The 20,992-nt window shown below is 34.8% G+C and carries 21 protein-coding genes and 2 tRNA genes; 12 read left to right on the forward strand and 11 right to left on the reverse strand.

Annotation, left to right across the window (positions count from 1 at the left end):
* The first annotated feature begins 33 nt into the window (after positions 1 to 33).
* The 5 genes from QOL71_RS09840 (at position 34) to QOL71_RS09860 (ending at position 6,649) form a co-directional block, all read left to right on the forward strand.
* Positions 34 to 810, forward strand: coding sequence for a TIGR00266 family protein (locus QOL71_RS09840; RefSeq protein WP_283416754.1), 777 nt, complete (start codon positions 34 to 36; stop codon positions 808 to 810).
* 177 nt (positions 811 to 987) lie between these two features.
* Positions 988 to 2,868, forward strand: a complete 1,881-nt coding sequence (locus tag QOL71_RS09845; RefSeq protein ID WP_283416755.1) for a DNA topoisomerase IV subunit B — start codon at positions 988 to 990, stop codon at positions 2,866 to 2,868.
* A 31-nt stretch (positions 2,869 to 2,899) separates the two neighbouring features.
* Entirely contained in the window at positions 2,900 to 3,406 is a 507-nt protein-coding gene (locus QOL71_RS09850; RefSeq protein WP_283416756.1) for a hypothetical protein, read from the forward strand.
* On the forward strand, positions 3,406 to 5,982 hold the full coding sequence (locus QOL71_RS09855; protein ID WP_283416757.1) for a DNA gyrase/topoisomerase IV subunit A: 2,577 nt from the start codon (positions 3,406 to 3,408) through the stop codon (positions 5,980 to 5,982). The genes QOL71_RS09850 and QOL71_RS09855 overlap by 1 nt, the downstream gene beginning before the upstream one ends.
* 25 nt (positions 5,983 to 6,007) lie before the next feature.
* On the forward strand, positions 6,008 to 6,649 hold the full coding sequence (locus tag QOL71_RS09860) for a rhomboid family intramembrane serine protease (RefSeq protein ID WP_283416758.1): 642 nt from the start codon (positions 6,008 to 6,010) through the stop codon (positions 6,647 to 6,649).
* A 184-nt stretch (positions 6,650 to 6,833) separates the two neighbouring features.
* Here QOL71_RS09860 and QOL71_RS09865 read toward each other — a convergent pair whose 3' ends face one another.
* The 7 genes from QOL71_RS09865 to QOL71_RS09895 all read right to left on the reverse strand — a co-directional run bounded on the left by QOL71_RS09865 (position 6,834) and on the right by QOL71_RS09895 (position 10,220).
* Positions 6,834 to 7,193 carry a DUF4180 domain-containing protein gene (locus QOL71_RS09865; protein ID WP_283416759.1) on the reverse strand — a complete coding sequence of 120 codons (360 nt, stop codon included), beginning with the start codon at positions 7,191 to 7,193 and terminating at the stop codon, positions 6,834 to 6,836.
* A 2-nt stretch (positions 7,194 to 7,195) separates the two neighbouring features.
* Complete coding sequence (gene prmC / locus QOL71_RS09870; protein WP_283416760.1) at positions 7,196 to 8,044, reverse strand: peptide chain release factor N(5)-glutamine methyltransferase; 849 nt, start codon at positions 8,042 to 8,044, stop codon at positions 7,196 to 7,198.
* Between the two features lie 51 nt (positions 8,045 to 8,095).
* Positions 8,096 to 8,857 (reverse strand): peroxide stress protein YaaA, encoded by a 762-nt coding sequence (yaaA, locus tag QOL71_RS09875; protein ID WP_283416761.1) that lies wholly within the window; start codon positions 8,855 to 8,857, stop codon positions 8,096 to 8,098.
* Between the two features lie 81 nt (positions 8,858 to 8,938).
* Entirely contained in the window at positions 8,939 to 9,550 is a 612-nt protein-coding gene (locus QOL71_RS09880; RefSeq protein ID WP_283416762.1) for an L-threonylcarbamoyladenylate synthase, read from the reverse strand.
* A gap of 62 nt (positions 9,551 to 9,612) precedes the next feature.
* Positions 9,613 to 9,688, reverse strand: a tRNA-Met gene (locus QOL71_RS09885).
* Between the two features lie 169 nt (positions 9,689 to 9,857).
* Positions 9,858 to 10,106, reverse strand: a complete 249-nt coding sequence (locus tag QOL71_RS09890) for a GIY-YIG nuclease family protein (RefSeq protein ID WP_283416763.1) — start codon at positions 10,104 to 10,106, stop codon at positions 9,858 to 9,860.
* Positions 10,107 to 10,144: 38 nt separating this feature from the next.
* Positions 10,145 to 10,220: transfer RNA gene (locus tag QOL71_RS09895), tRNA-Met, on the reverse strand.
* Positions 10,221 to 10,436: 216 nt separating this feature from the next.
* Here QOL71_RS09895 and QOL71_RS09900 point away from each other — a divergent pair.
* From QOL71_RS09900 to QOL71_RS09915, 4 genes are all read left to right on the forward strand, one after another.
* Positions 10,437 to 10,802 (forward strand): BlaI/MecI/CopY family transcriptional regulator, encoded by a 366-nt coding sequence (locus tag QOL71_RS09900; protein WP_120212899.1) that lies wholly within the window; start codon positions 10,437 to 10,439, stop codon positions 10,800 to 10,802.
* Positions 10,802 to 12,877, forward strand: a complete 2,076-nt coding sequence (locus QOL71_RS09905; protein ID WP_283416764.1) for a M56 family metallopeptidase — start codon at positions 10,802 to 10,804, stop codon at positions 12,875 to 12,877. The genes QOL71_RS09900 and QOL71_RS09905 overlap by 1 nt, the downstream gene beginning before the upstream one ends.
* Positions 12,878 to 12,933: 56 nt before the next feature.
* The gene (locus QOL71_RS09910) at positions 12,934 to 13,773 is read left to right on the forward strand and encodes a GLPGLI family protein (protein ID WP_283416765.1); all 840 of its coding nucleotides are present in this window, start codon (positions 12,934 to 12,936) and stop codon (positions 13,771 to 13,773) included.
* A gap of 97 nt (positions 13,774 to 13,870) precedes the next feature.
* A complete protein-coding gene (locus QOL71_RS09915) occupies positions 13,871 to 15,178 on the forward strand; it encodes a DEAD/DEAH box helicase (RefSeq protein WP_283416766.1) in 1,308 nt (435 codons plus the stop codon).
* A 10-nt stretch (positions 15,179 to 15,188) separates the two neighbouring features.
* On the opposite strand, the gene QOL71_RS09920 is transcribed toward QOL71_RS09915, so the two are convergent.
* Entirely contained in the window at positions 15,189 to 16,076 is an 888-nt protein-coding gene (locus tag QOL71_RS09920; protein WP_283416767.1) for an SMP-30/gluconolactonase/LRE family protein, read from the reverse strand.
* An 82-nt stretch (positions 16,077 to 16,158) separates the two neighbouring features.
* Here QOL71_RS09920 and QOL71_RS09925 point away from each other — a divergent pair, with 82 nt between their 5' ends.
* Positions 16,159 to 16,491 carry a MerR family transcriptional regulator gene (locus tag QOL71_RS09925; protein WP_283416768.1) on the forward strand — a complete coding sequence of 111 codons (333 nt, stop codon included), beginning with the start codon at positions 16,159 to 16,161 and terminating at the stop codon, positions 16,489 to 16,491.
* Between the two features lie 61 nt (positions 16,492 to 16,552).
* Complete coding sequence (locus QOL71_RS09930) at positions 16,553 to 17,872, forward strand: ComEA family DNA-binding protein (RefSeq protein ID WP_283416769.1); 1,320 nt, start codon at positions 16,553 to 16,555, stop codon at positions 17,870 to 17,872.
* A gap of 45 nt (positions 17,873 to 17,917) precedes the next feature.
* On the opposite strand, the gene QOL71_RS09935 is transcribed toward QOL71_RS09930, so the two are convergent.
* The 3 genes from QOL71_RS09935 to QOL71_RS09945 form a co-directional block, all read right to left on the reverse strand.
* Positions 17,918 to 18,553, reverse strand: coding sequence for an outer membrane beta-barrel protein (locus tag QOL71_RS09935; RefSeq protein WP_283416770.1), 636 nt, complete (start codon positions 18,551 to 18,553; stop codon positions 17,918 to 17,920).
* A gap of 120 nt (positions 18,554 to 18,673) precedes the next feature.
* Positions 18,674 to 19,396 (reverse strand): 23S rRNA pseudouridine(2604) synthase RluF, encoded by a 723-nt coding sequence (gene rluF / locus QOL71_RS09940; RefSeq protein ID WP_283416771.1) that lies wholly within the window; start codon positions 19,394 to 19,396, stop codon positions 18,674 to 18,676.
* Positions 19,397 to 19,495: 99 nt separating this feature from the next.
* Positions 19,496 to 20,362 carry a T9SS type A sorting domain-containing protein gene (locus tag QOL71_RS09945; protein WP_283416772.1) on the reverse strand — a complete coding sequence of 289 codons (867 nt, stop codon included), beginning with the start codon at positions 20,360 to 20,362 and terminating at the stop codon, positions 19,496 to 19,498.
* Positions 20,363 to 20,621: 259 nt separating this feature from the next.
* Here QOL71_RS09945 and QOL71_RS09950 point away from each other — a divergent pair, with 259 nt between their 5' ends.
* Positions 20,622 to 20,783 carry a YegP family protein gene (locus QOL71_RS09950; protein WP_283416773.1) on the forward strand — a complete coding sequence of 54 codons (162 nt, stop codon included), beginning with the start codon at positions 20,622 to 20,624 and terminating at the stop codon, positions 20,781 to 20,783.
* Positions 20,784 to 20,992: the final 209 nt, after the last annotated feature.

A 20,992-nucleotide genomic window follows, 5' to 3' on the forward strand; every position in this document is an offset into this window, starting at 1 on the left:
TCTCTCAGAACTAATTCTCTAAAAATAAGAACAATGAAAAATCACGAAATCGACTATAAAATCTACGGAGAAGAATTACAATGTGTAGAAATTGAATTGGATCCGAATGAAGCTGTCATTGCAGAACCAGGAAGTTTTATGATGATGAATGACGGTATCAAAATGGAAACGCTTTTTGGGGACGGAAGTAATTCCGGATTGATGAACAAATTGTTTACGGCCGGGAGAAGGATGCTGACCGGAGAAAGTCTCTTTATGACGGTTTTTACCAACACTTCCGGGCAGAAAAGACAAGTTTCCTTTGCTGCACCTTATACCGGGAAAATTATTCCGCTCAATTTGTCAGACTACGCGGAGAAAATCATTTGCCAGAAAGACAGTTTTCTTTGTGCTGCTAAAGGTGTATCGATCGGAATCGAATTTCAAAGAAAACTTGGAACAGGGCTTTTTGGCGGTGAAGGTTTTATCATGCAAAAACTGGAAGGTGACGGGATGTGTTTCGTTCATAGCGGCGGTTATGTGATGGAAAAAGAACTCCAGCCTGGAGAGATTTTGAAAATCGATACAGGATGCATCGTAGCTTTCACGCAATCTGTTTCCTATGATATCCAGTTTGTTGGTGGGATCAAGAACACGCTTTTCGGAGGAGAGGGATTGTTCTTTGCTCAGCTTCGTGGGCCTGGAAAAGTCTGGATCCAAACTTTACCGATCAGCCGGTTAGCAGGAAAAATTCTTCAATATGGCAGTGGGACAAGAAAAGAAGAAGGAAGTATTTTGGGAAAACTGGGTGATTTGATTGACGGAAATTGAAATTAACCTTTAAAATATAGAGCATAAAAGTTGGATAAAAGTCCAGCTTTTTTTATGGTATTTTCGAAAAAATGTTATTAAAAAATTACCAACAAAGTTTTCAGATTAAAATCGATTTCGTTAAATTTGTGAGTTACCGATTTTTAACGGTTCAATGTTTCCAGAAATTCAAAAACTATGAGTGAAATTAATCCTGTAAATTATTCCGAAGATAATATCCGTACGCTCGATTGGCAAGAACATATCAGATTGCGTCCCGGGATGTATATCGGAAAACTAGGCGATGGTTCTTCTGCAGATGATGGGATTTATATTCTTCTCAAAGAAATTATTGATAATTCTATCGACGAATTTGTCATGAAAGCCGGGAAACGTATCGAAATCAAAATGGATGACGGTAAGGTTTCCATTAGAGATTTCGGACGTGGAATTCCTTTGGGAAAAGTGGTGGATGCTGTTTCTAAAATGAATACCGGTGGTAAATACGACAGCAAGGCTTTTAAAAAATCTGTCGGACTTAATGGTGTCGGTACAAAAGCTGTTAATGCGTTGTCTGATTTTTTCCGGGTAAAGTCCGTGCGGGAAGGACGTATGAAAATGGCAGAGTTCTCCAGAGGTGTGATCAAAACCGATTATCCGGAAACCGATTCTTCTGACAGAAACGGAACCGAAATCAGCTTCATACCGGACGGTGACATTTTTCTTAATTTCAAATTCCGGAAAGAATATGTGGAGCGGATGTTGCGTAATTATGCATATCTTAATCCCGGATTAACGATTGTTTTCAATGGTGAAAAGTTCTATTCAGAAAATGGATTGAGAGACCTTTTGGAAGAAGAATTGGAAAGTGAAATTCTTTATCCGATTATCCACCTGAAAGATGAGGATATCGAAGTTGCAATCACACACTCTGACAAATCACAAACCGAAACTTATTTCTCCTTTGTTAATGGACAGAATACAACGCAAGGCGGGACGCACCTTAACGCTTTTCGAGAGGCTTTTGTAAAAACGATAAGAGAATTCTATAATAAAAACTTTGAAGCAGCTGATATCAGAAAATCGATTATTGCAGCAGTTTCGGTTAAAGTTATAGAACCGGTTTTCGAATCTCAGACTAAAACTAAATTAGGATCAAATGAAATCGAGCCTGGCGGAGTTACGGTGAGAACTTTCGTTATCGATTTCCTGAAAAATAAACTGGATAATTTTCTACATAAAAATCCTGAAGTTGCAGAAGCGATTCTCAGAAAAATTATGATCTCGGAAAGAGAAAGAAAAGAATTATCAGGAATCCAGAAATTGGCTAGGGAAAGAGCAAAAAAAGTATCGCTTCATAATAAAAAACTGAGAGATTGCCGTCATCATTATAATGATCAGAAAGCGGCAAGAAAATCAGAAACAATGATTTTCATTACCGAGGGAGATTCGGCTTCGGGTTCTATTACCAAATCCAGAGATGTAGAAACACAGGCTGTTTTTTCTTTGAAAGGAAAGCCGCTTAATTGTTATGGATTGACGAAAAAAGTAGTTTATGAAAACGAAGAGTTCAATCTTCTTCAAGCTGCTCTTAACATCGAAGAAAGCTTGGAAGATCTGCGTTACAATCACGTGATTATTGCAACCGATGCCGATGTGGACGGGATGCACATCCGTTTGTTGATGATTACTTTTTTTCTTCAGTTTTTTCCTGATTTGATAAAGAATGGACATTTGTATATTTTGCAGACGCCACTTTTCCGGGTTAGAAATAAAAAAGAAACTAGATATTGCTATTCCGATGCCGAAAGATTGAAAGCTTTAGACGAACTCGGTAAAAATCCTGAGATTACCCGATTCAAAGGTTTGGGTGAAATTTCTCCTGATGAATTCAAGCATTTTATCGGAAAGGATATCAGGTTGGAGCCTGTTGTTGTAGGGAAAGATCAGACAATTGATCAGATACTGGAATTTTACATGGGTAAAAATACACCGGACAGACAACTGTTCATTCTGGATAATCTGGTTGTTGAGGATGATTCCAATATAGATAAGAAAAAAACAATGATAGAGGCATAAAAGAAACATAACCAAACCGAAACACAAACAAATGAGATTAAGCAACAGAAATAATACACCGTTATATAGCTTTATATACTCTCTTGTAGGGATAGTTTTTATTTTGGGTGTTATTGCTTACATACTTGAAATCAGTAAATTTGATATTTTTGGAAAAAAAGCGTGGATTTTATTGGCAATTCCTTCGTTATTATTTTTACTGCTCTATTTATTAGGAAGACCCGTTTTTGAATATGACAGTGATGGAGAAGCGCTTAATTTTAGGAACAGCCACATTTTGTATTTACTTTCAAAAAAGAATCTCAAAGATGAGTTTCCAAAATATAAATTAATAAAGTATAACGTTGTTAATGGTTTGATTTTCAAAAGATTGTATGTTTATATTACCAGCAAAAAAAATCATATCATTATACTGAAATATGATGTTTCTTATCTCAATACAAGACAAGTAAAGGATTTAAAGTTTTCTTTAAACAAAGTCGTTAAAACCAATAAAGAAATTCGCCACGAACACGAAGATAATACAGTTACAGATTAATGGAAGAAAGTACACATCACGAAGAAAGCCTGAAAAAAGTATCGGGGCTGTATAAAGATTGGTTTTTAGATTATGCATCTTATGTAATCCTCGACAGGGCAATTCCCTCTATTTTTGACGGATTCAAGCCGGTTCAGCGTAGGATTATGCACTCTATGCGGGAGCTGGAAGATGGGCGTTATAACAAAGTTGCGAATATAGTAGGCAACACGATGAAATATCACCCGCATGGTGACGCTTCTATTACGGATGCGATGGTTCAGATTGGACAGAAAGAATTATTGATTGATACTCAGGGAAACTGGGGGAATATCTATACAGGTGATTCTGCTGCAGCTGCGAGATATATTGAAGCCAGATTGACGCCATTTGCTCTGGATGTTGTCTTCAACCCCAAAACAACTCATTGGACTAAATCTTACGACGGTAGAAATAATGAGCCGATTGACCTTCCTGTCAAGTTTCCATTGCTTTTAGCACAAGGCGTTGAAGGGATTGGAGTTGGGCTTTCTACGAAAATAATGCCTCATAATTTCAATGAATTAATTAACGCTTCTGTTCTTTATCTTAAAGGGAAAAAATTTGAGTTATTTCCGGATTTTTTGACTGCAGGGATGCTGGATGTTTCCAATTATAACGATGGACACAGAGGTGGAAAAATCAGGGCAAGAGCCAGAATTTCCCAAAAGGATAAACATACATTGACGATTACTGAGCTTCCTTTTTCAAAAAATACCGGTGATCTTATCGACAGTATTTTGAAAGCCAATGAAAGAGGAAAAATCAAAATCAAGAAAATAGAAGATAATACATCGGATAATGTGGAGATTAATATTCATCTGCATCCGGATGTCTCGCCTGATAAGACGATTGATGCACTTTATGCTTTTACCGATTGTGAAGTTCCGATCTCTCCGAATGCCTGTGTGATTGTTGGTGACAAACCTATGTTTTTATCAGTTTCTGATATTCTGAAGCATAATACAGATCACACGGTTTCCCTTCTTAAAAAAGAATTGGAAATCGAACTTCACGAGTTGCAGGAAAACTGGCATTTTTCATCGTTAGAAAGAATTTTTATAGAGAATAGAATCTATCACGATATCGAAGAAGTGAAATCCTGGGAAGATGTTATCAAGACGATTGATGAAGGCTTAAAACCTCATACAAAGCATCTTTTGAGAGCTGTTACAGAAGAAGATATCGTAAAACTAACAGAGATCCGAATCAAGAGGATTTCCCGTTTTGACCTGGATAAATTCAAAGAAAATATTCTGGCATTAGAAGGTAAGATTGAGCAGGTAAAACATCATTTGGAAAACCTGATTACTTATGCCATTGATTATTATACCAATATCCAAAAGAAGTACGGAAAAGGAAAAGAAAGAAAAACCGAGCTTAGGATTTTCGATACAATCGATGCGAGTAAAGTAGCGGTTGCTAATGAAAAATTTTATGTCAACAGAGAAGAAGGTTTCATTGGTACATCACTTAAAAAAGACGAATATCTTTTTGATTGTTCCGATATAGACGATATTATCACATTCCAAAAAGACGGAACAATGAAGGTTGTAAAAGTAGAACCAAAAACTTTTATCGGGAAAAATATAACGCACGTCGCAGTCTGGAAAAAGAACGACAAACGTACGGTTTATAATATGATCTATCGCGAAGGGCGAGAAGGCCCTTATTATATGAAACGTTTCTCCGTAACCGGTGTTACCAGAAATACGGATTATAAACTAGCTTCGGATAAAAAAGGATCAGAAATGCTTTATTTTTCAGCTAATCCGAATGGTGAAGCCGAGGTAGTTTCTGTTTTACTAAAACCTAATGCAAGAGTCCGAAAGAACAAAATCGATATTGATTTTTCTGAACTGGCTATCAAAGGTCGGGACTCCAAAGGAAATTTGGTTACCAAATATGCCGTGAAAAAAGTGGATATGAAAGAAGAAGGCGTATCGACTTTGGCCCCTAGAAAAATTTGGTTTGACGATTCTGTAAGACGTCTTAATGCGGATGGAAGAGGAACTTTATTAGGTAGCTTCAAAGGGGATGATAAGATTTTGACGATAACTTCCCAAGGCGAAGCCAAATTGGTTTCTTTCGATCTGATGAATCGATTCGATGATGATTATCTGATTTTGGAAAAGTGGAAACCGGAACAGCCAATTACCTGTATCTATTTTGATGGTGAAAAGGACAAATATTTTGTAAAACGGTTCCTTTTGGAGGCCACGCCTAATGTTCAATCTTTCTTCGCCAACGAAAACCCAAAATCTTTTATCGAGTTTGTGACGACAGAAGTTGGAGCCATTGCAGAGATCGTATTCCCGAAAATCAAAGACAAGCAAAAAGAGCCTGAAACGGTTGATCTGGATGAATTCATTACAGTTAAAGGAATCAAAGCCATTGGAAATCAACTGACAAAAGATAAAGTCAAATCCATCAATATCACAATTCCCGAACCACCAGAAGTGATAGAAGAAGAACCGGAAATTGAAGAAAAACAGGAAGTAGATCTGGATGACGAAGGCGGAACTATCGGAAGTCTTTTTGACGAGGAAGAAAATTAAGAACACAATTTAATTCAGCAAAAAAATGAACATCGTTTTATTAATCATAATTGTAATAACCTGCATCACAAGTTATATTGGATTTCAAAAACCGGAGTTATTTCAGAAGTATAAATTTGAGGTAGGTGCCATTCAAAGACGTAAAGAATACATCAGATTATTTTCTGCGGGTTTTCTACACGCGGATTTTATGCATTTGTTTTTCAATATGTTGACGCTGTATTTCTTTGCACCGATTGCTTTAGAAGGATTCGGTGTTGGCGGATTTTTGATTATTTATTTAGGCTCTATTATTCTAGGAAATCTGTTCTGTTTGTATCATTACAGAAACGTTCCGTTTTATTCAGCCATTGGCGCGAGTGGGGGAGTTTCCGGTGTTTTGTTTGCTGCTGTGGCTTTAGCTCCAAAAGAGATAGAAGTCAATTTTCTTCCGGGATATTTATTTGGCGCTTTATACTTTGGATATTCTGTCTATATGATGCTGAATCCAAGAATGAACGACAACATTGGTCATGCGGCACATCTCGGTGGTGCATTTTTCGGATTGGTTTATGCTGTTGCTATTTACCCTGAGTTTGCAATGCAAAATGCGGTTTATTTAGGCGTTATGGCCTTGCCGTTGATTTATTTGGCTTATCAGATTTTTATTAATAAAAGAATTGGATAATTTTTAGGAGCAACAACATTCGGCATAGTTTCAGATATTTCTCACCCGCTGTTCGCTATATCTTTTTGTTTTGACGTGAGGCGGCGGAGCGAAGCGGAGCCGACCGAGCGTCAAAACAAAAAGGATGCCGCTACCATCGGGGATATGTTCGGCGTTTGTCATTCTATCACCAGTGTAAGTTTTATTATAATGCCAATTTTTCCAATGCTTCAGAAAAAGTTTCTACAAAGTTTATATGTCTTGACTTGTTGCTTTCTAAGACAAAATCTCTCAAACTTTTACTATTGTATTTCTCAAAATGCCCAACGATAACTAGCCGAATTCTGTAATTTGAAAATTTTTGTAAAATTTCTCCGGCAATTTTAGTTTTTAAATCAAAAAAATCAGAACTTATATTTTGTTCGTATAAAATTACATTTCCAAAATCTTGATAATACAAATTCCCAATTAAATCGGTTCCGTCATCAATGGATTTGATAATAATTTTGTCGGATATTACTTCGGCAATTTTCGTATTGTTAATATTGTGAATCTTTATTTCCATAATTATTTTCTCGCAAAAATCATCCTGTCGTTTCCGGAAATATCTTTTAAGAGAATAGACTCGGAGAAATTCTGAAACAATTCCAAAGTTTCTCTTCCTAGTTTCTGATTGATTTCAAGAAAAATCATTCCGTTTTCGGAAAGATGATTTTCAGAATCTTTTGCAATTTTTCTGTAAAAAATCAAATCATCGGAAGTAGGAGAGAACAGTGCAATATTAGGCTCAAAACCTTTCACTGATTCTTCAATTTCAATATTTTCTTCAATTCCGATATAAGGCGGATTGCTGATGATAATGTCATAGACTTCATTCAATCTTTCGTTTAAATAGTCTTTTTGAATAAAATTGATTTTTGTTTTATGAAACTCTGAGTTTTTCTTAGCAATTTTCAAAGCATCTTCAGAAATATCAATGGCTGAAACTTGAGTTTCCGGAAAATATTTCTTCAAAACAATTGGAATTATTCCGCTTCCGGTTCCAATATCCATTATTTTTAAACCTTCAACCTTCAACCTTAAATCTTTAATCGTCTCAATCACCAATTCCAGCAATTCCTCCGTTTCTGGTCTTGGAATCAAAACGTGCTCATTGACAAAGAATTTCATTCCATAAAACTCAGTTTCACCAAGAATCTGCTGAAAAGGTTTTCCCGTTTTCAATGCCGAAATAGCTTCTAAAAATTGCTTTGATTTAATTTCAGATAAATCATTATCTAGATTAATTCTTAATTCAATTCTATTCAATTCCAGATAATTCTCACAAAAAACAGAGAACAATTCCTCTATTTCTGATTTTGAATAGAGTTCTGAAAGTTTGTTTTGAAAAAGGAATTTAAGATCCGAAATTTTCATATTTTAAATTTGCCTAATCAGCAAAATCCGCGAGATTTATAATTCAATAATTTACCTTGTAAAAACCAAATTAGTTTCGGTTGATAGCTTTTCATCAATCAAATAATTCTCATAATTGAAAGCTTTCAATTCCTCCAAAGTCTGAACGTTATTTTCAGCACAAAAACGAAGCATTAATCCGCGTGCGTGTTTGGTATAAACCACAATCGTTTTCAACTTCCCGTCAGGTTGAATTTGCCTGAATTCGAAATCAATGATTTGGGACTTCAATCGCTTTCTGTCAATGACCTTAAAATACTCTGTACTCGCAAGGTTAATCAAAGGTTCGCCTTTTTTTAATTCAGAATTGATTTGCGCTGTTATTTTATCAGTCCAGAATTCATACAGGTTTTTATAAGAATCGAATTGGAAAGGTCTTCCCATTTCCAAACGATACAACATCACTTTGTCAGAAGGCTTTAAAAGTCCGTAAAGTCCGGATAAGATTCTGTAATTCTTTTCAAGATATTTTACCGCTTTTTCATCCAAAGTTTTCGCATCAAGACCTCGATAAACTTCTCCTGTAAAAGCAAACATTGCCGGCGCTGAGTTTTTAGCTGTCGGCTTTGATGACCACTTTTGGTTGCGTTCCCAATTTTCGTCTGCCAATTTTGGAGAGATTTCCATTAATTCTGCTAAGAATTTTGGAGATTTTTCTTTTAAGAAAGATTGGATAAATTCTGAATCCTTGATGAATTTTGGCGTTGTGTTTTTTAAAAATTCGGTCGAATTCTCAATGTTCATCAATTTCGCAGGCGATGTTATGAATTTCATTTTTTGTTATAAGTTGAAAGTTGTTGGTTGTCAATCTGAGATTATCGCAGACTTGATTCTTTTCACTTGATTCTTGAAGTTTTACAGAATTCCTTTCCCTTGTCTGATAATCTCCGGTTCGCCGGAAGTCAAATCCACAATAGTGGAAGCAACGTTGTCTCCGTAACCAGAATCAATGACCAAGTCTACCAATTTATCGTACTTCTCGGCAATCAGTTCCGGGTCTGTAGAATATTCCAAAATCTCATCATCATCGTGGATGGAAGTGGAGACGATCGGGTGTCCCAATTTCTCTACAATCATTTGGGGAATAATATGATCCGGAACTCTTATACCAACAGTTTTGTGGCCTTTGTAAGCTGTCGGAAGATTTCTGTTAGCTTCTAAAATAAATGTAAATGCACCAGGGAGATGCGTTTTCAAAAATCGGAAAGTTGAAGTTTCTATTGGCTTTGTGAATTCTGAAAGGTGACTCAGGTCATTACAAATGATTGAAAATTTTTGCTTGTCAAGTTTAATTCCTTTGATCTGAGCCAGTCTTTCCATTGCTTTGTGATTATAGATGTCACAACCAATCGTATAAATCGTATCCGAAGGATAAATGATAACACCACCGTTTTGAAGCACTTTTACGGCTTCGTCTATTAAATTTTCTTGCGGATTTTGCGGATATATTTTTAAGATTTTTGCCATAGTCAAAGGTATGAATTGATTCAAATAAAAAAAAGAGAATCAAAATAATTGATTCTCTTAGCTGGTTGCGAGGACACGACTCGAACGTGCGACCTCCGGGTTATGAGCCCGACGAGCTACCTACTGCTCTACCTCGCGATATTGTTCTGCAAATATACGACTTTTTTGATACAAGTCAAATTAATTTTGATTTTACTGATTAAATTATTGAAAATAAAAAAGAGAACCACAATTGTGATTCTCTTGAACTGGTTGCGAGGACACGACTCGAACGTGCGCCCGCCTATGGCGGATATGAACCCTCCATTTATTTAATCAAAGATTTAATGAATAATCTTCCTTGTCCAGTTTTTAAAAATTTTTCTCTTTTCATTGCATCTTTCTTTTCTTTGAAAAATTCTACGTGAATTACAGTCCAAGGTCTAAAGTTAATTGTATAACCTTTTGTTCCTAATTCGTTATGTGATTTGAATCTTTCCACAAGATTTGATGTAAAACCGGTATAAGTTCTGTCAAATTTCTCTGAATATAAAATGTAAACAACAAATTTTTCCATAAATAGAAAAGAGAACCACAATTGTGATTCTCTTGAACTGGTTGCGAGGACACGACTCGAACGTGCGACCTCCGGGTTATGAGCCCGACGAGCTACCTACTGCTCTACCTCGCGATATTGGACTGCAAATATACGGCTTATTCGTCTCAAGTCAAGTATTATTTTAATAATTTTTGAAATCAGTACTTTTGTTAAATTTATAAATTGAAAATCAATCAGTTATGCTTTTTAACTTCTTTTAACTAAAAAAATAGTTGTATGAATTGAAATTAATCCTACATTTGTATTACTAAGTTTTTAGTGATATAAGATTGATTGTTTTTAAAGTAAATGAATATGAATAAGTTAACCAAAGCAGAAGAACAGGTGATGCAGTACCTTTGGCAGATAGAGAAAGGATTCTTGAAAGACGTTTTAGAATTGTTTCCTGAACCAAAACCGCATACCAATACGATTTCCACGATTCTTAAAATATTGATGGAGAAAGGATTTGTGAATTATAAAACTTTTGGAAGACAGCACGAATATTTTCCTTTGATAAGTAAAGAAAATTACAGTGGGAAGTCTATCAGAAGTCTGGTTAAGAATTATTTTGAAGGTTCATACACCAATGCTGTTTCATTTTTGGTAGAAGAAAACGAAATCAGTGTGAAAGATTTGGAGCTTTTATTAAACGAACTTAAAAACAAGGAATAATGGAACCAATATTACTTTATTTTGGCAAGATGATTCTCTGCTCAGCAGTGATGTTTGCTTATTATCTTTTGTTTTTAAAGGACAAGACCTTTCATCATTATAACAGATTTTATCTTTTATTTTTGGTCATAATCAGTCTGGTTCTACCTCTGGTAAAAGTTTCTTATTTTACGATAGAAACAAACAAAAATTTGTATCTGCTGTTGAGTGGATTCAATCAAAGCCAACCTCAAACTACAAACTATGATATCACTATTTATTCAGTTCTTTATACAATTATTGGAGTGGTTTCAATCGCTCTTTTAATTCGATTAATACAAGGAATTTTAAAAATCAATTCGATAAAAAATCAGTTCCCGAATGAAACTATCGAAGGAATCAAATTTTATCAGACTAATCTTAATAATGCACCGTTTTCATTCTTCAGAAACCTGTTCTGGAAAAAATCAATAGAGATCAATTCTCCCGTTGGTCAGCAGATTCTGAAGCACGAGATGGTTCATATAGAACAGAAACACAGCTGGGATAAACTCCTGATGCAATTGGCGAAATCCATTTTCTGGTTCAATCCTGTGTTTTACTTTATCAACAAAGAAATCAATCTTATTCACGAATACTTGGCGGACAACAAAGCAGTCAAAAAATCGGACACAAAAGCATTTGCGCAGATGCTGTTGGAGAGTCATTTCTCGGGTTCTGTTTTGCCTGTTACAAGTCCTTTTTTATCATCTAACCTCAAAAAAAGACTTACAATGATTACAAAAAATCAAACCAAGTACAGCTATGCACGCAAGTTATTTGCATTACCAATCTTATTTTTTATGGTATTTGCCTATATGGTCAATGCTAAAAACAAAGAAATCAAAGAAACGAACAAGGCGATAGAGATCGCTGTTAAACAAATCAAAATGGATACAATCCAGCCAAAACAGTCAGAATTTGATAGTCTGGCAAGCAATCATCAGAGACAAACAAAAGCCTATTCTGATGCTTTGCAGGAAGATCATTTGAAAATGTCGGCAATCAGCAAAAAAATGGCTGAAAAAAGCAAAGCATTATCAGCTTTGAAAAAAGCTAAAAAAGAAGAGTCTCCGGAATATAAAGCTTTGGAAGATGAAATGCAATCGCTTTCAAACCAGATGGATGATGTTGTAAATTCTGATAATTACAAGAGAAATATCAAAGGCTTAGAAGAGCATTCGGAAGCAATGGCGAAAATGTATGACTCACCAGAGTTCAAGAAAAGAATCGCGGATGCTGAGAAAGTTGCGAAAAAGGCTGAAGCTATGGTCAATTCTCCGGAATTCAAAAAGAGAATTGCTACTGCAGAGAAACAGGCAAAAATTGCGGAGCGAATGATGAATTCTCCTAAGTTCCAGAAAGATTTGAAGAATGCTCAGGAACAGGCTGAAAAAATGCAAATTAAAGTCAATTCGCCTGAATTTCAGAAAATGATTCAGGATGCTCAGAAAAGAGCTCAGGAAGCGTCTGAAAAATATGGTAAACTTTCTGAAGAAGATTTTCAGAAAATCATAAAAGACCAATATGGAAAAGATGCTTTTACAGATGGAACTATAGCTTTTGGATTTGACGCAAGTGACTTTCCGGAGTTCAAGGATTTGGCAACTAATTTTAATTTCAAGTTTTCTGATGATAAATTTTTTAATGAAGCAAAATCCAAATTATCTCCAAAAGAATTGAGAAAAATGGAGAAAAAGAGAAAACAACTTCAGGAAAAGCAGAAAGATCTGATGGAAGAACAAAAGAAGCTCCAGGAAAAACAAAGAGAATTGAACAAGGAGATGCAGCAGAACAATCCTTGGAGAATTAGTTTTAATTCTACCCTGGATTCTCCTAAAGCCATGGTTTACAACAAAAATGTTACTCCATCACTTAGAATCAATAAAGCAAGCCAAGTGCTTGTTCTTGATAAATCGATGGATAATATAAAGGTTTATGTCAATGGGAAAGAGGTAGATAGAACCGAGCTTCAGAAGCTTGAACCAAGCACAATTTCATCAATGAACGTTTTCAAAACAAACGGAACTGGAAAAATTGAAGTTGTCACAAAATAATACTTTATTTTCATACACTTTAGCCGGTTCGCCGGCTTTTTTAATATTTGATAACTATGAAAAAACTATTAATTAATTTATTTCTGATTTTAGGAATTTTAACAATTGCCCAGAATAAACGATTCATTTACGAATACAAGTTTATCCCGGATTCAACTAATATTGAAGATGTTAAAACTGAAATGATGTTTCTAGACACAACGAAAGATGGTTCCAAATACTACAGTTATACGGTATTTAATTCAGATTCATTAATGAAAGCTGATTTGGAAAGACAGTTGAAAGCAACAGGCTCTATTAATGTCAAATCAGATATGAGAAAAGGAAATGTCAGATATTCAGTAACGAAAACTTATCCCGATTATAAAATTAATCTGCATCGCAGGTTATCTATGGATGCTTATAATATCTCTGATGAACGAAAAATCAACTGGAAAATATTACCGGAAAAGGCAAAAATAGGAGAGTGGAATGCTCAGAAAGCGGAAGCTGATTTTGCAGGAAGACATTGGACGGCTTGGTTTTCCGCTGAGATTCCGATTCAGGACGGACCATATAAATTTCACGGTTTGCCGGGATTAATTGTAAAGATTGAAGACAAAACCGGTTCTCACAAGTTGGAACTAAAAGGGATAAAAAATATAACCGGAGAGCTTGATATCAATGTTTTTGAGGCTAAAGAAATTGCCGTTAATTCCAAACAATTCCAGAAGGTTGTCAAAGAGTATGAAAATGATCCGACTAAAGGAATCAAACAATTGCAGATGGGAGGAGCAACCGTTATACTGACAGGAAAAGACGGCAACTCTGCAAAAGTTGCGAAGGAACAGGAAGAGCGTCTTAGAAACCAGATAAAAAAAGATAATAATAAGATAGAACTGGATATCATTAAATAATTTTTTTTCTAAATAAACTATTTACAGAACTTACTATACTCTTCATCTGCCTTTAACGATTACAAAAAACTCCTGTCTAAATGATTATCTTTGCAGAATGGAATTAGATTCGATCTATAAAAAACTGCAGATTCAGGATATGAATCAAATGCAGAAGTCTATTTACAAAGCATCTGAAAATCAAAATGATGTTATTCTGCTATCACCAACAGGCTCCGGAAAAACATTGGGGTTTTTGTTCCCGGTTCTGAGAAATCTGAAATCTGATGTTAAAGGAATCCAAACACTCATTCTAGTTCCTGCAAGAGAATTAGCGTTACAGATTGAGCATGTCTTCAAAGCGATGGGAACCGATTTCAAAGTATCCGTTTGTTATGGCGGGCACGATAAAAAAATTGAAGTTAATAATTTAATTGAAGCTCCTGCTGTATTGATAGGCACGCCGGGACGGGTTGTTTATCATCTTAGAAACAACAACTTTGATCCGGAAACAATTCGGACTTTGGTTTTGGATGAGTTCGATAAAGCTCTGGAGTTAGGTTTCCAGGAAGATATGGATTTCATCATTAATTCGTTGAGCCAGGTTAATCAGAGAATTCTGACTTCTGCAACTGCAATGGACGAGATCCCGGGTTTCACAGGATTAAAGAATGAAAAAGTTATTAATTTTCTTAAACTTAACGATACCAAACCAGATATTCAGCTAAAAAAAGTAATGACTATCCCGGAAGAAAAATTGAATATATTATTTAATTTAATCTGTAAAATAGGAAATAAAAGAACTCTGATTTTCTGTAATCACAGAGATGCAGTTGACCGTATTTCTGAACTTCTCAGAGAAAAGGGAATAGCCAGAGAAACTTTCCATGGTGGAATGGAGCAGGACGAAAGAGAACGTGCTCTTTTAAAATTCCGAAATGATTCTGCCAGAATTCTGATTACGACAGATCTTGCTGCACGAGGCTTGGATATTCCTGAGATAGAATCCATTGTTCATTACCAGTTACCGCCAAAAGAAGACGCTTTCATCCACAGAAACGGTCGAACAGCAAGAATGAACGCCAAAGGTTCTGCTTATCTGATAATGACGGAAGATGAGAATTTTCCTTTTATCAAAAATAATACGCCAGAGGAAAATGTAACGGGTTTTAATAAAGTTCCTGAACGAACTCCGAATCAAACGATATACATCAGCGCCGGAAAAAAAGATAAGGTCAACAAAGTGGATATTGTTGGTTATCTCATTAAAAAAGGTGGTCTTGAAAAAGACGACATTGGACTGATCGAGGTAAAAGACACTACATCTTATGTTGCTGTAAACCGGAAAAAAACCATTGACCTGCTCAAACAATTGGCCAACGAAAAACTGAAAGGTAAAAAAGTAAAAATAGAAATCGCTTATTAATAAGCGATTTTTATTTGGTTCCTGTAACATTCATTTCTAAAGTATAAATAGATTTGGAAGCTGTAATGAATAAAGTAGAATTGTTTTTCCCACCGAAAGTCACATTGGATGTCCATTCTTCAGGAATTGCGATGTTCGTAATTTTTTCTCCTTTTTGATTGAAAATCGTAACACCTTTCCCTGTCAGATAAAGATTTCCCTGGCTGTCTAGAGTCATTCCGTCCGAACCCATTTCACAGAATAATTTCTTTTCCGATAATTTTCCTTCACCAACTATGTCATAGACATAAGTTTTACGGGCATCGATATCAGAAACAAAAAGCTTTTTCAGTCTTTCACTTCCGATAATTCCGTTGGGCTGAACAAAAGTATCGAGTTTGGAAATCGCGCCATTGCTTTTTCTGTAATAAAGATTTTTCTGAGGGATTTCTTGCTTGAAACTCTTCCAATAATCTCTTTCATATAAAGGATCCGTAAAATATATTCCGCCAAAATTGTCTATCCAGAGATCATTTGGACCATTCAATCTTTTGCTGTTAAAGCCTTTGGACAAAACTTCGACATTTTTGCTTTTAGCTATTTTCCAGATTTCGCCGTTTTCATCAGAACAAGTGATCAGGTTATCATTCTGATCAAAGTAAGTCCCGTTTGCCCTTCCTGTTTTATCAAGGAACAGCTCAACTTGATTGGTTTTCCAATTCCAAAAAAAGATTTTATCATTGGGCTGATCTGTAAAATAAATATTTCCCGATTTGTCGGTTGCCGGTCCTTCGGTAAACGTAAACTGGTTTGATACTAACTTTGGCTGACCATTAAATAATTGTTTATGATTGTGAATCTGACAATTCATCAAAACCAACAATAATCCTATCAAACCAAATCTCAAATATCTTTTCATTCCACAAAATTTCCAATACCGCAATTTACAATTTGTATAAACGAATTAAAAATAATTATCTTTGAGAATTCGATTTTAATCAATGAAACTTAATCTTCCTGACAAACTTTATTATTCTATTGGCGAAGTTGCCAAAGCTTTTGATGTTAACACTTCCTTGATTCGTTATTGGGAACAGGAATTTCCTATTATCAAGCCGAAAAAAAATAAAAAGGGAAATCGTTATTTTACCCCGGAAGACATTAAAAACCTTAAGATTATCTACCATCTCGTAAAAGAGAAAGGTTATACGCTTGACGGTGCCAGAGTCGCATTGACAACCAATTCCAGAATATCTGAAACCATTACTATTATTGATCGTCTGGAGTTTGTTAAAGCTGAGCTGCTTAAATTAAAAAATTCTTTAAACGATTAATTTTTTTTAATAATTTGGTTAGGGATTTTCAGGCATTTTATATATTTGCCGAAAACACAATATGAAACCAAAATTACCTTTTCAAATCAGAAAAAGGCAATTTTACAGCCTCATCTTTTTTGGAATCTTGATAATTGCTTTACAATTATCATTTTTAATTTACAAAAAAAATCAGGTTTATAAAATTCCTGATATCCAATTTGTTTCGGAGGCAAAATCTGAAATCATTTTAACCGAATTCGATCCCAATGTTCTGGATGAAAAGCAATGGTCAAATCTGGGATTCACAGATAGGCAAATCAAGACAATTCTAAAGTATAAAAAAATTATCGGCGGAAGTTTCCAATCAAAGCAACAATTCGGGAAATGTTATGCTATTTCTGCAGAAAAATATCGATCCCTTGAAAGATATATCCTGCTTCCGGAAACTAATTCCGAAAATCAGAAAAGTAATTCCGGTTTCAAAACTTACGAAAAGAAAAAACTGACTATCAAAGGAAAATTTAATCCTGATAATTTTTCTCAGAAGGATTGGGAAAGCTTAGGTTTCTCCAATAAGCAGGCTGTGGCAATTCTAAAATATAAAAATTACCTCGGCGGAAGTTTCATCAGCAAAGAAAAGCTGAAAGAATGTTTTATCATCAATGAAGAGCAATTCTCACAAATGTTGCCTTATTTGATTTTACAAGACAAAACCCCAGGGATTTTTGCCAGAAACTTTGCAAATGCAAGTAGGAAAGAGGTCATAAAAGTCAGTCATTATTTCGATCCAAATTCTTTGAATGCAGAAGAATGGCAGCAACTTGGATTTTCTGAGAAGCAAGCGAATGTAATTGTCAATTATCGGGATAAAAATCTTAAAGGCTCATTCAGATCTTTGGAAGACATTCAGAATTGCTTTGTTATTTCCGAAGAAAAATTTGGAGAAATGAAACCATGGATCAAGCTTTCTTATCCTGAAAAGAAAGAAGAAAAACCAATGGCTTCCGAAAAAACCGATTTTGCGAAAATAGATCTTAACCAAATTAATTTCAAACAATTATGTGAATTTGGCTTTTCTGAAAAAGATGCTGCAGGAATTTTAGCTTTCAGGAAAAAATTAGGCGGTTTTATCAGCAAGCAACAACTTTTAGAGGCTTATGATATTGATAGAACTATGGGCGAAAAATTAATTTATTCTGTTCAAATCAATAATTCTAATGTTGCCAAATATTCTCTTTCCGAGGCGCCAGAAGAATGGCTGAAAACGCATCCCTATTTCCGATATTCCGCTGACCGGATCATCTATTACAGAATTACAAATCCTGATGATAAAAAGATCTGGAAATTCTTAAAACTGAAGCCGGAATATGAGCAAAAAATGAGATTGTATGTTAAATAAAAAACCGCAGAGTAATCTGCGGTTTAAGTTTATTAAATAAGTTGATTATTTTAAACCAAAGTTTTTAGAAATCCCAACTGTAATTCCTTTCCCGAATCCAAATCCAAATGTATTTGTTTTCATGTCAGAATCTTTAATTTTTTCTGATTGATAACTGATTCCTCCGATATTGAAATTAAGCCCGAAAGAATTTTTGAAGTTGATGAAAAGATTGGGTGTAAAACCAATTCCAAACCCTGTTGACTTAGTAGTATTGGAATAAGAATATCCAGGAGCTGAAACGGTTGATTTGCTGTTGTTAAATAATACATCAAGATCTCCAAAAACTGAGAACGTTTCGCTCAATGGCATTGTATATCTACCAAAAACGCCATATGTAAAACTGTTGGTTTTGATATTTGTAATACTTGTAACCATATTCATACCATTGAAATATGTATCATTGTAATCTTGCTTAGAAGAACCAACTCCAAATTTTACCCCCACTGTAAAGTGATCATCAAACTGATAACCAACCATCGGATTAAATTCGAAATTGTCAGTTTTCAAATCTCCTGCAGTAGAGAAATTCTTTTTAACTGTATTATCATAAGAAATATTCCCACCAACTAATAAGGTGTTTTTTTGAGCTGATACTAATCCGAAGGCAGCAACTGCACCGGCAATGATTAATTTTTTCATTTGTTTGTAATAGTTTAATTTTTCAGGCTGCAAAGCTATGAAGTCCGGAAACAATTCAGGCTATTAAAAAAATGATTTATATCAGGAAAATTATGTGGTTACAATATATAAGGCAAAATATCAGTCAAATGTCTTGGTGGAACCTGATAATAGCTTATTTAGTTCCGAAAGTTCACCAGAAGTCAAATCTCTCCATTTTCCAACAGGCAGATCAAGCTTGATATTCATTATACGGATTCTCTTTAGCTTTTTGACTTCGTAACCCAGGTATTCGCACATTCTGCGGATCTGGCGATTAAGCCCTTGTGTCAATACAATCCGGAAGTTCATGGTATCAATTTTCTCAACTTCACATTTTCTTGTAACGGTGTCAAGAATCGGAACACCATTTCTCATTTTTTCAAGAAATTTTTCCGTAATCGGCTTGTCAACTCTTACCAGATATTCTTTCTCATGATTATTCTTAGCACGCAGGATTTTGTTGACTATATCGCCATCAGAAGTTAAAAGAATAAGTCCTTCACTTGGCTTATCCAAACGTCCAACCGGGAAAATCCTTTTGGGGTGACTGATGTAATCTATAATGTTGTTTTTCTCCCTTTTTACGTCCGTAGTACAAACGATTCCGACAGGTTTATTGAAAGCAATGTACACAAATTCTTCTTCAGTTTTTCTGATAGATTTTCCGTCGACAAAGATTTCGTCTTCATCAGAAACCTTTGTTCCCAGTTCCGGAATTTTTCCATTGATAGTAATGCGGCCTTCTTCCAAAAGCTTATCTGCGGCCCTTCTGGAACAATAGCCGACCTCGGATAAATATTTATTGATTCTTGTTTTTTCCAATTCTTACCAATATTTCAGCAAAGCTATGTTTTATTAAAATTGAATACAATAAAAAAAGCTCCACTTTTCAGTAGAGCTTATTAATCAATCAGAATTTAATTATTTTTTGATTACTTTCTTAGTATAAATTTTGTTATCAGCGTTTACTTTCAAAATATAGCTTCCTTTTGTAAGAGAAGAAATATTTATAGATTTAGTACCATCTTTCACGGACTTAACCAATTTACCTGCCGCATCATAAACTTCAACAGAAGTCACTTTGTTTTGAAGATCAAAATTAACTACATCTGCAGTTGGGTTTGGATATATAGTGAAAATGTCTTTTTTACCCGCTTCAGAAACCGCCAGTGTAGCGTCTTTAACTTGGATATTATCAACATTGAAATCGGAACCATAATTTTCTATAGATACATCTAAAAGAGAAAAATCTGTAGCACCCAATGTTGTTGAATAGATAACATCTCCATTAACATAATACTCAAGCGTATTATTTGCCTTATCGATTACCGCCTTGAAGCTATACCAAGTCGTAGAATCCCATTCTAAGTCGGTCTCAACATAAGTTTCCTGGGCAGGGTCATAAACAACTACATTCCAGCTCTGATAGGTCAACCAGAAATCAGCAACTACATCTCCATCCGCTGTGTATAATCCTATAGCATAATCAGAATCAAAGCCATCAAAATATACATCCGCAGAGATTTCAGTTTTACTATAACTTGGAATTGTCGTGTAAGCATTACTCCAATCTTCGCTGCCATCATCCTGAATATATAAAGAATTAACGCCGTCAGTTGCTCTGTTATTTGATACTTTAAAATAAGAAGTTGCAGCGTCCCAATCTTTCTGTCCATCAATATTACCATTGGTAAAACCTTCGGAACTTTCGAAAGAAATTTTTGTTTGTGCATTGACAGAATAAAAAATTGCTGATGTAGCAAAAAAAGATAATAGAATTTTTTTCATATTATTTATTTAAATTAAACATTCGTTTTAAAAAAGGATGGCTAAAGTAGGGCATCTTTATTAAATAAACAATAGAATTAAATAGTAATTTAAACTTTAACTTATTATTAAGATTAGCATAATAATTCGATTTTTAAGGCACTAACATACAATGTTACACCGATTATTTTGAATTAAAAAAAGACAGCACTATGCTGTCTTTGATTTTTTTGTATTTATTTGATTTTTTGTATATTAGCTATAATAAAAACATATTATCATGAGTGATTTAAAATGGGAATTTTATCAAGATCCCGGTAACAATTGGAGATGGCGTGCTATTTCCAGTAATGGTAGAATAGTTGCAGCTTCAAGTGAAGGATTTTCCTCACGACAAAATGCAGTTAATAATGCTAGATTTTCTGGTTATACAGGAACATAGCCAATAACTATTTCTCCAAGACCTCGCATGTTTACAATTATTTGAGCCTCGTCCCACGAAGGGGCTTTAATAGTTTTACCATACAAAATTCCTTCTTTATAATATTCAGTCATAAATTTTTTCATAATAAATAAGACCAGTATCTCAACTGGTCTTTTGTTTTTTATTTTACTATTTTTAATATTTAGGTTTTGTCATTGCACTGTCAA

Origin of the sequence: Epilithonimonas pallida (genome assembly GCF_900182975.1) — a bacterium.
Lineage (GTDB): Bacteria > Bacteroidota > Bacteroidia > Flavobacteriales > Weeksellaceae > Epilithonimonas > Epilithonimonas pallida.

Coding starts and splice junctions, on each gene's coding strand:
- QOL71_RS09840 (WP_283416754.1), top strand. CDS start 34: ATGAAAAATCACGAAATCGACTATAAAATCTACGGAGAAGAATTACAA.
- QOL71_RS09845 (WP_283416755.1), top strand. CDS start 988: ATGAGTGAAATTAATCCTGTAAATTATTCCGAAGATAATATCCGTACG.
- QOL71_RS09850 (WP_283416756.1), top strand. CDS start 2,900: ATGAGATTAAGCAACAGAAATAATACACCGTTATATAGCTTTATATAC.
- QOL71_RS09855 (WP_283416757.1), top strand. CDS start 3,406: ATGGAAGAAAGTACACATCACGAAGAAAGCCTGAAAAAAGTATCGGGG.
- QOL71_RS09860 (WP_283416758.1), top strand. CDS start 6,008: ATGAACATCGTTTTATTAATCATAATTGTAATAACCTGCATCACAAGT.
- QOL71_RS09865 (WP_283416759.1), bottom strand. CDS start 7,193: ATGGAAATAAAGATTCACAATATTAACAATACGAAAATTGCCGAAGTA.
- prmC (WP_283416760.1), bottom strand. CDS start 8,044: ATGAAAATTTCGGATCTTAAATTCCTTTTTCAAAACAAACTTTCAGAA.
- yaaA (WP_283416761.1), bottom strand. CDS start 8,857: ATGAAATTCATAACATCGCCTGCGAAATTGATGAACATTGAGAATTCG.
- QOL71_RS09880 (WP_283416762.1), bottom strand. CDS start 9,550: ATGGCAAAAATCTTAAAAATATATCCGCAAAATCCGCAAGAAAATTTA.
- QOL71_RS09890 (WP_283416763.1), bottom strand. CDS start 10,106: ATGGAAAAATTTGTTGTTTACATTTTATATTCAGAGAAATTTGACAGA.
- QOL71_RS09900 (WP_120212899.1), top strand. CDS start 10,437: ATGAATATGAATAAGTTAACCAAAGCAGAAGAACAGGTGATGCAGTAC.
- QOL71_RS09905 (WP_283416764.1), top strand. CDS start 10,802: ATGGAACCAATATTACTTTATTTTGGCAAGATGATTCTCTGCTCAGCA.
- QOL71_RS09910 (WP_283416765.1), top strand. CDS start 12,934: ATGAAAAAACTATTAATTAATTTATTTCTGATTTTAGGAATTTTAACA.
- QOL71_RS09915 (WP_283416766.1), top strand. CDS start 13,871: ATGGAATTAGATTCGATCTATAAAAAACTGCAGATTCAGGATATGAAT.
- QOL71_RS09920 (WP_283416767.1), bottom strand. CDS start 16,076: ATGAAAAGATATTTGAGATTTGGTTTGATAGGATTATTGTTGGTTTTG.
- QOL71_RS09925 (WP_283416768.1), top strand. CDS start 16,159: ATGAAACTTAATCTTCCTGACAAACTTTATTATTCTATTGGCGAAGTT.
- QOL71_RS09930 (WP_283416769.1), top strand. CDS start 16,553: ATGAAACCAAAATTACCTTTTCAAATCAGAAAAAGGCAATTTTACAGC.
- QOL71_RS09935 (WP_283416770.1), bottom strand. CDS start 18,553: ATGAAAAAATTAATCATTGCCGGTGCAGTTGCTGCCTTCGGATTAGTA.
- QOL71_RS09945 (WP_283416772.1), bottom strand. CDS start 20,362: ATGAAAAAAATTCTATTATCTTTTTTTGCTACATCAGCAATTTTTTAT.
- QOL71_RS09950 (WP_283416773.1), top strand. CDS start 20,622: ATGAGTGATTTAAAATGGGAATTTTATCAAGATCCCGGTAACAATTGG.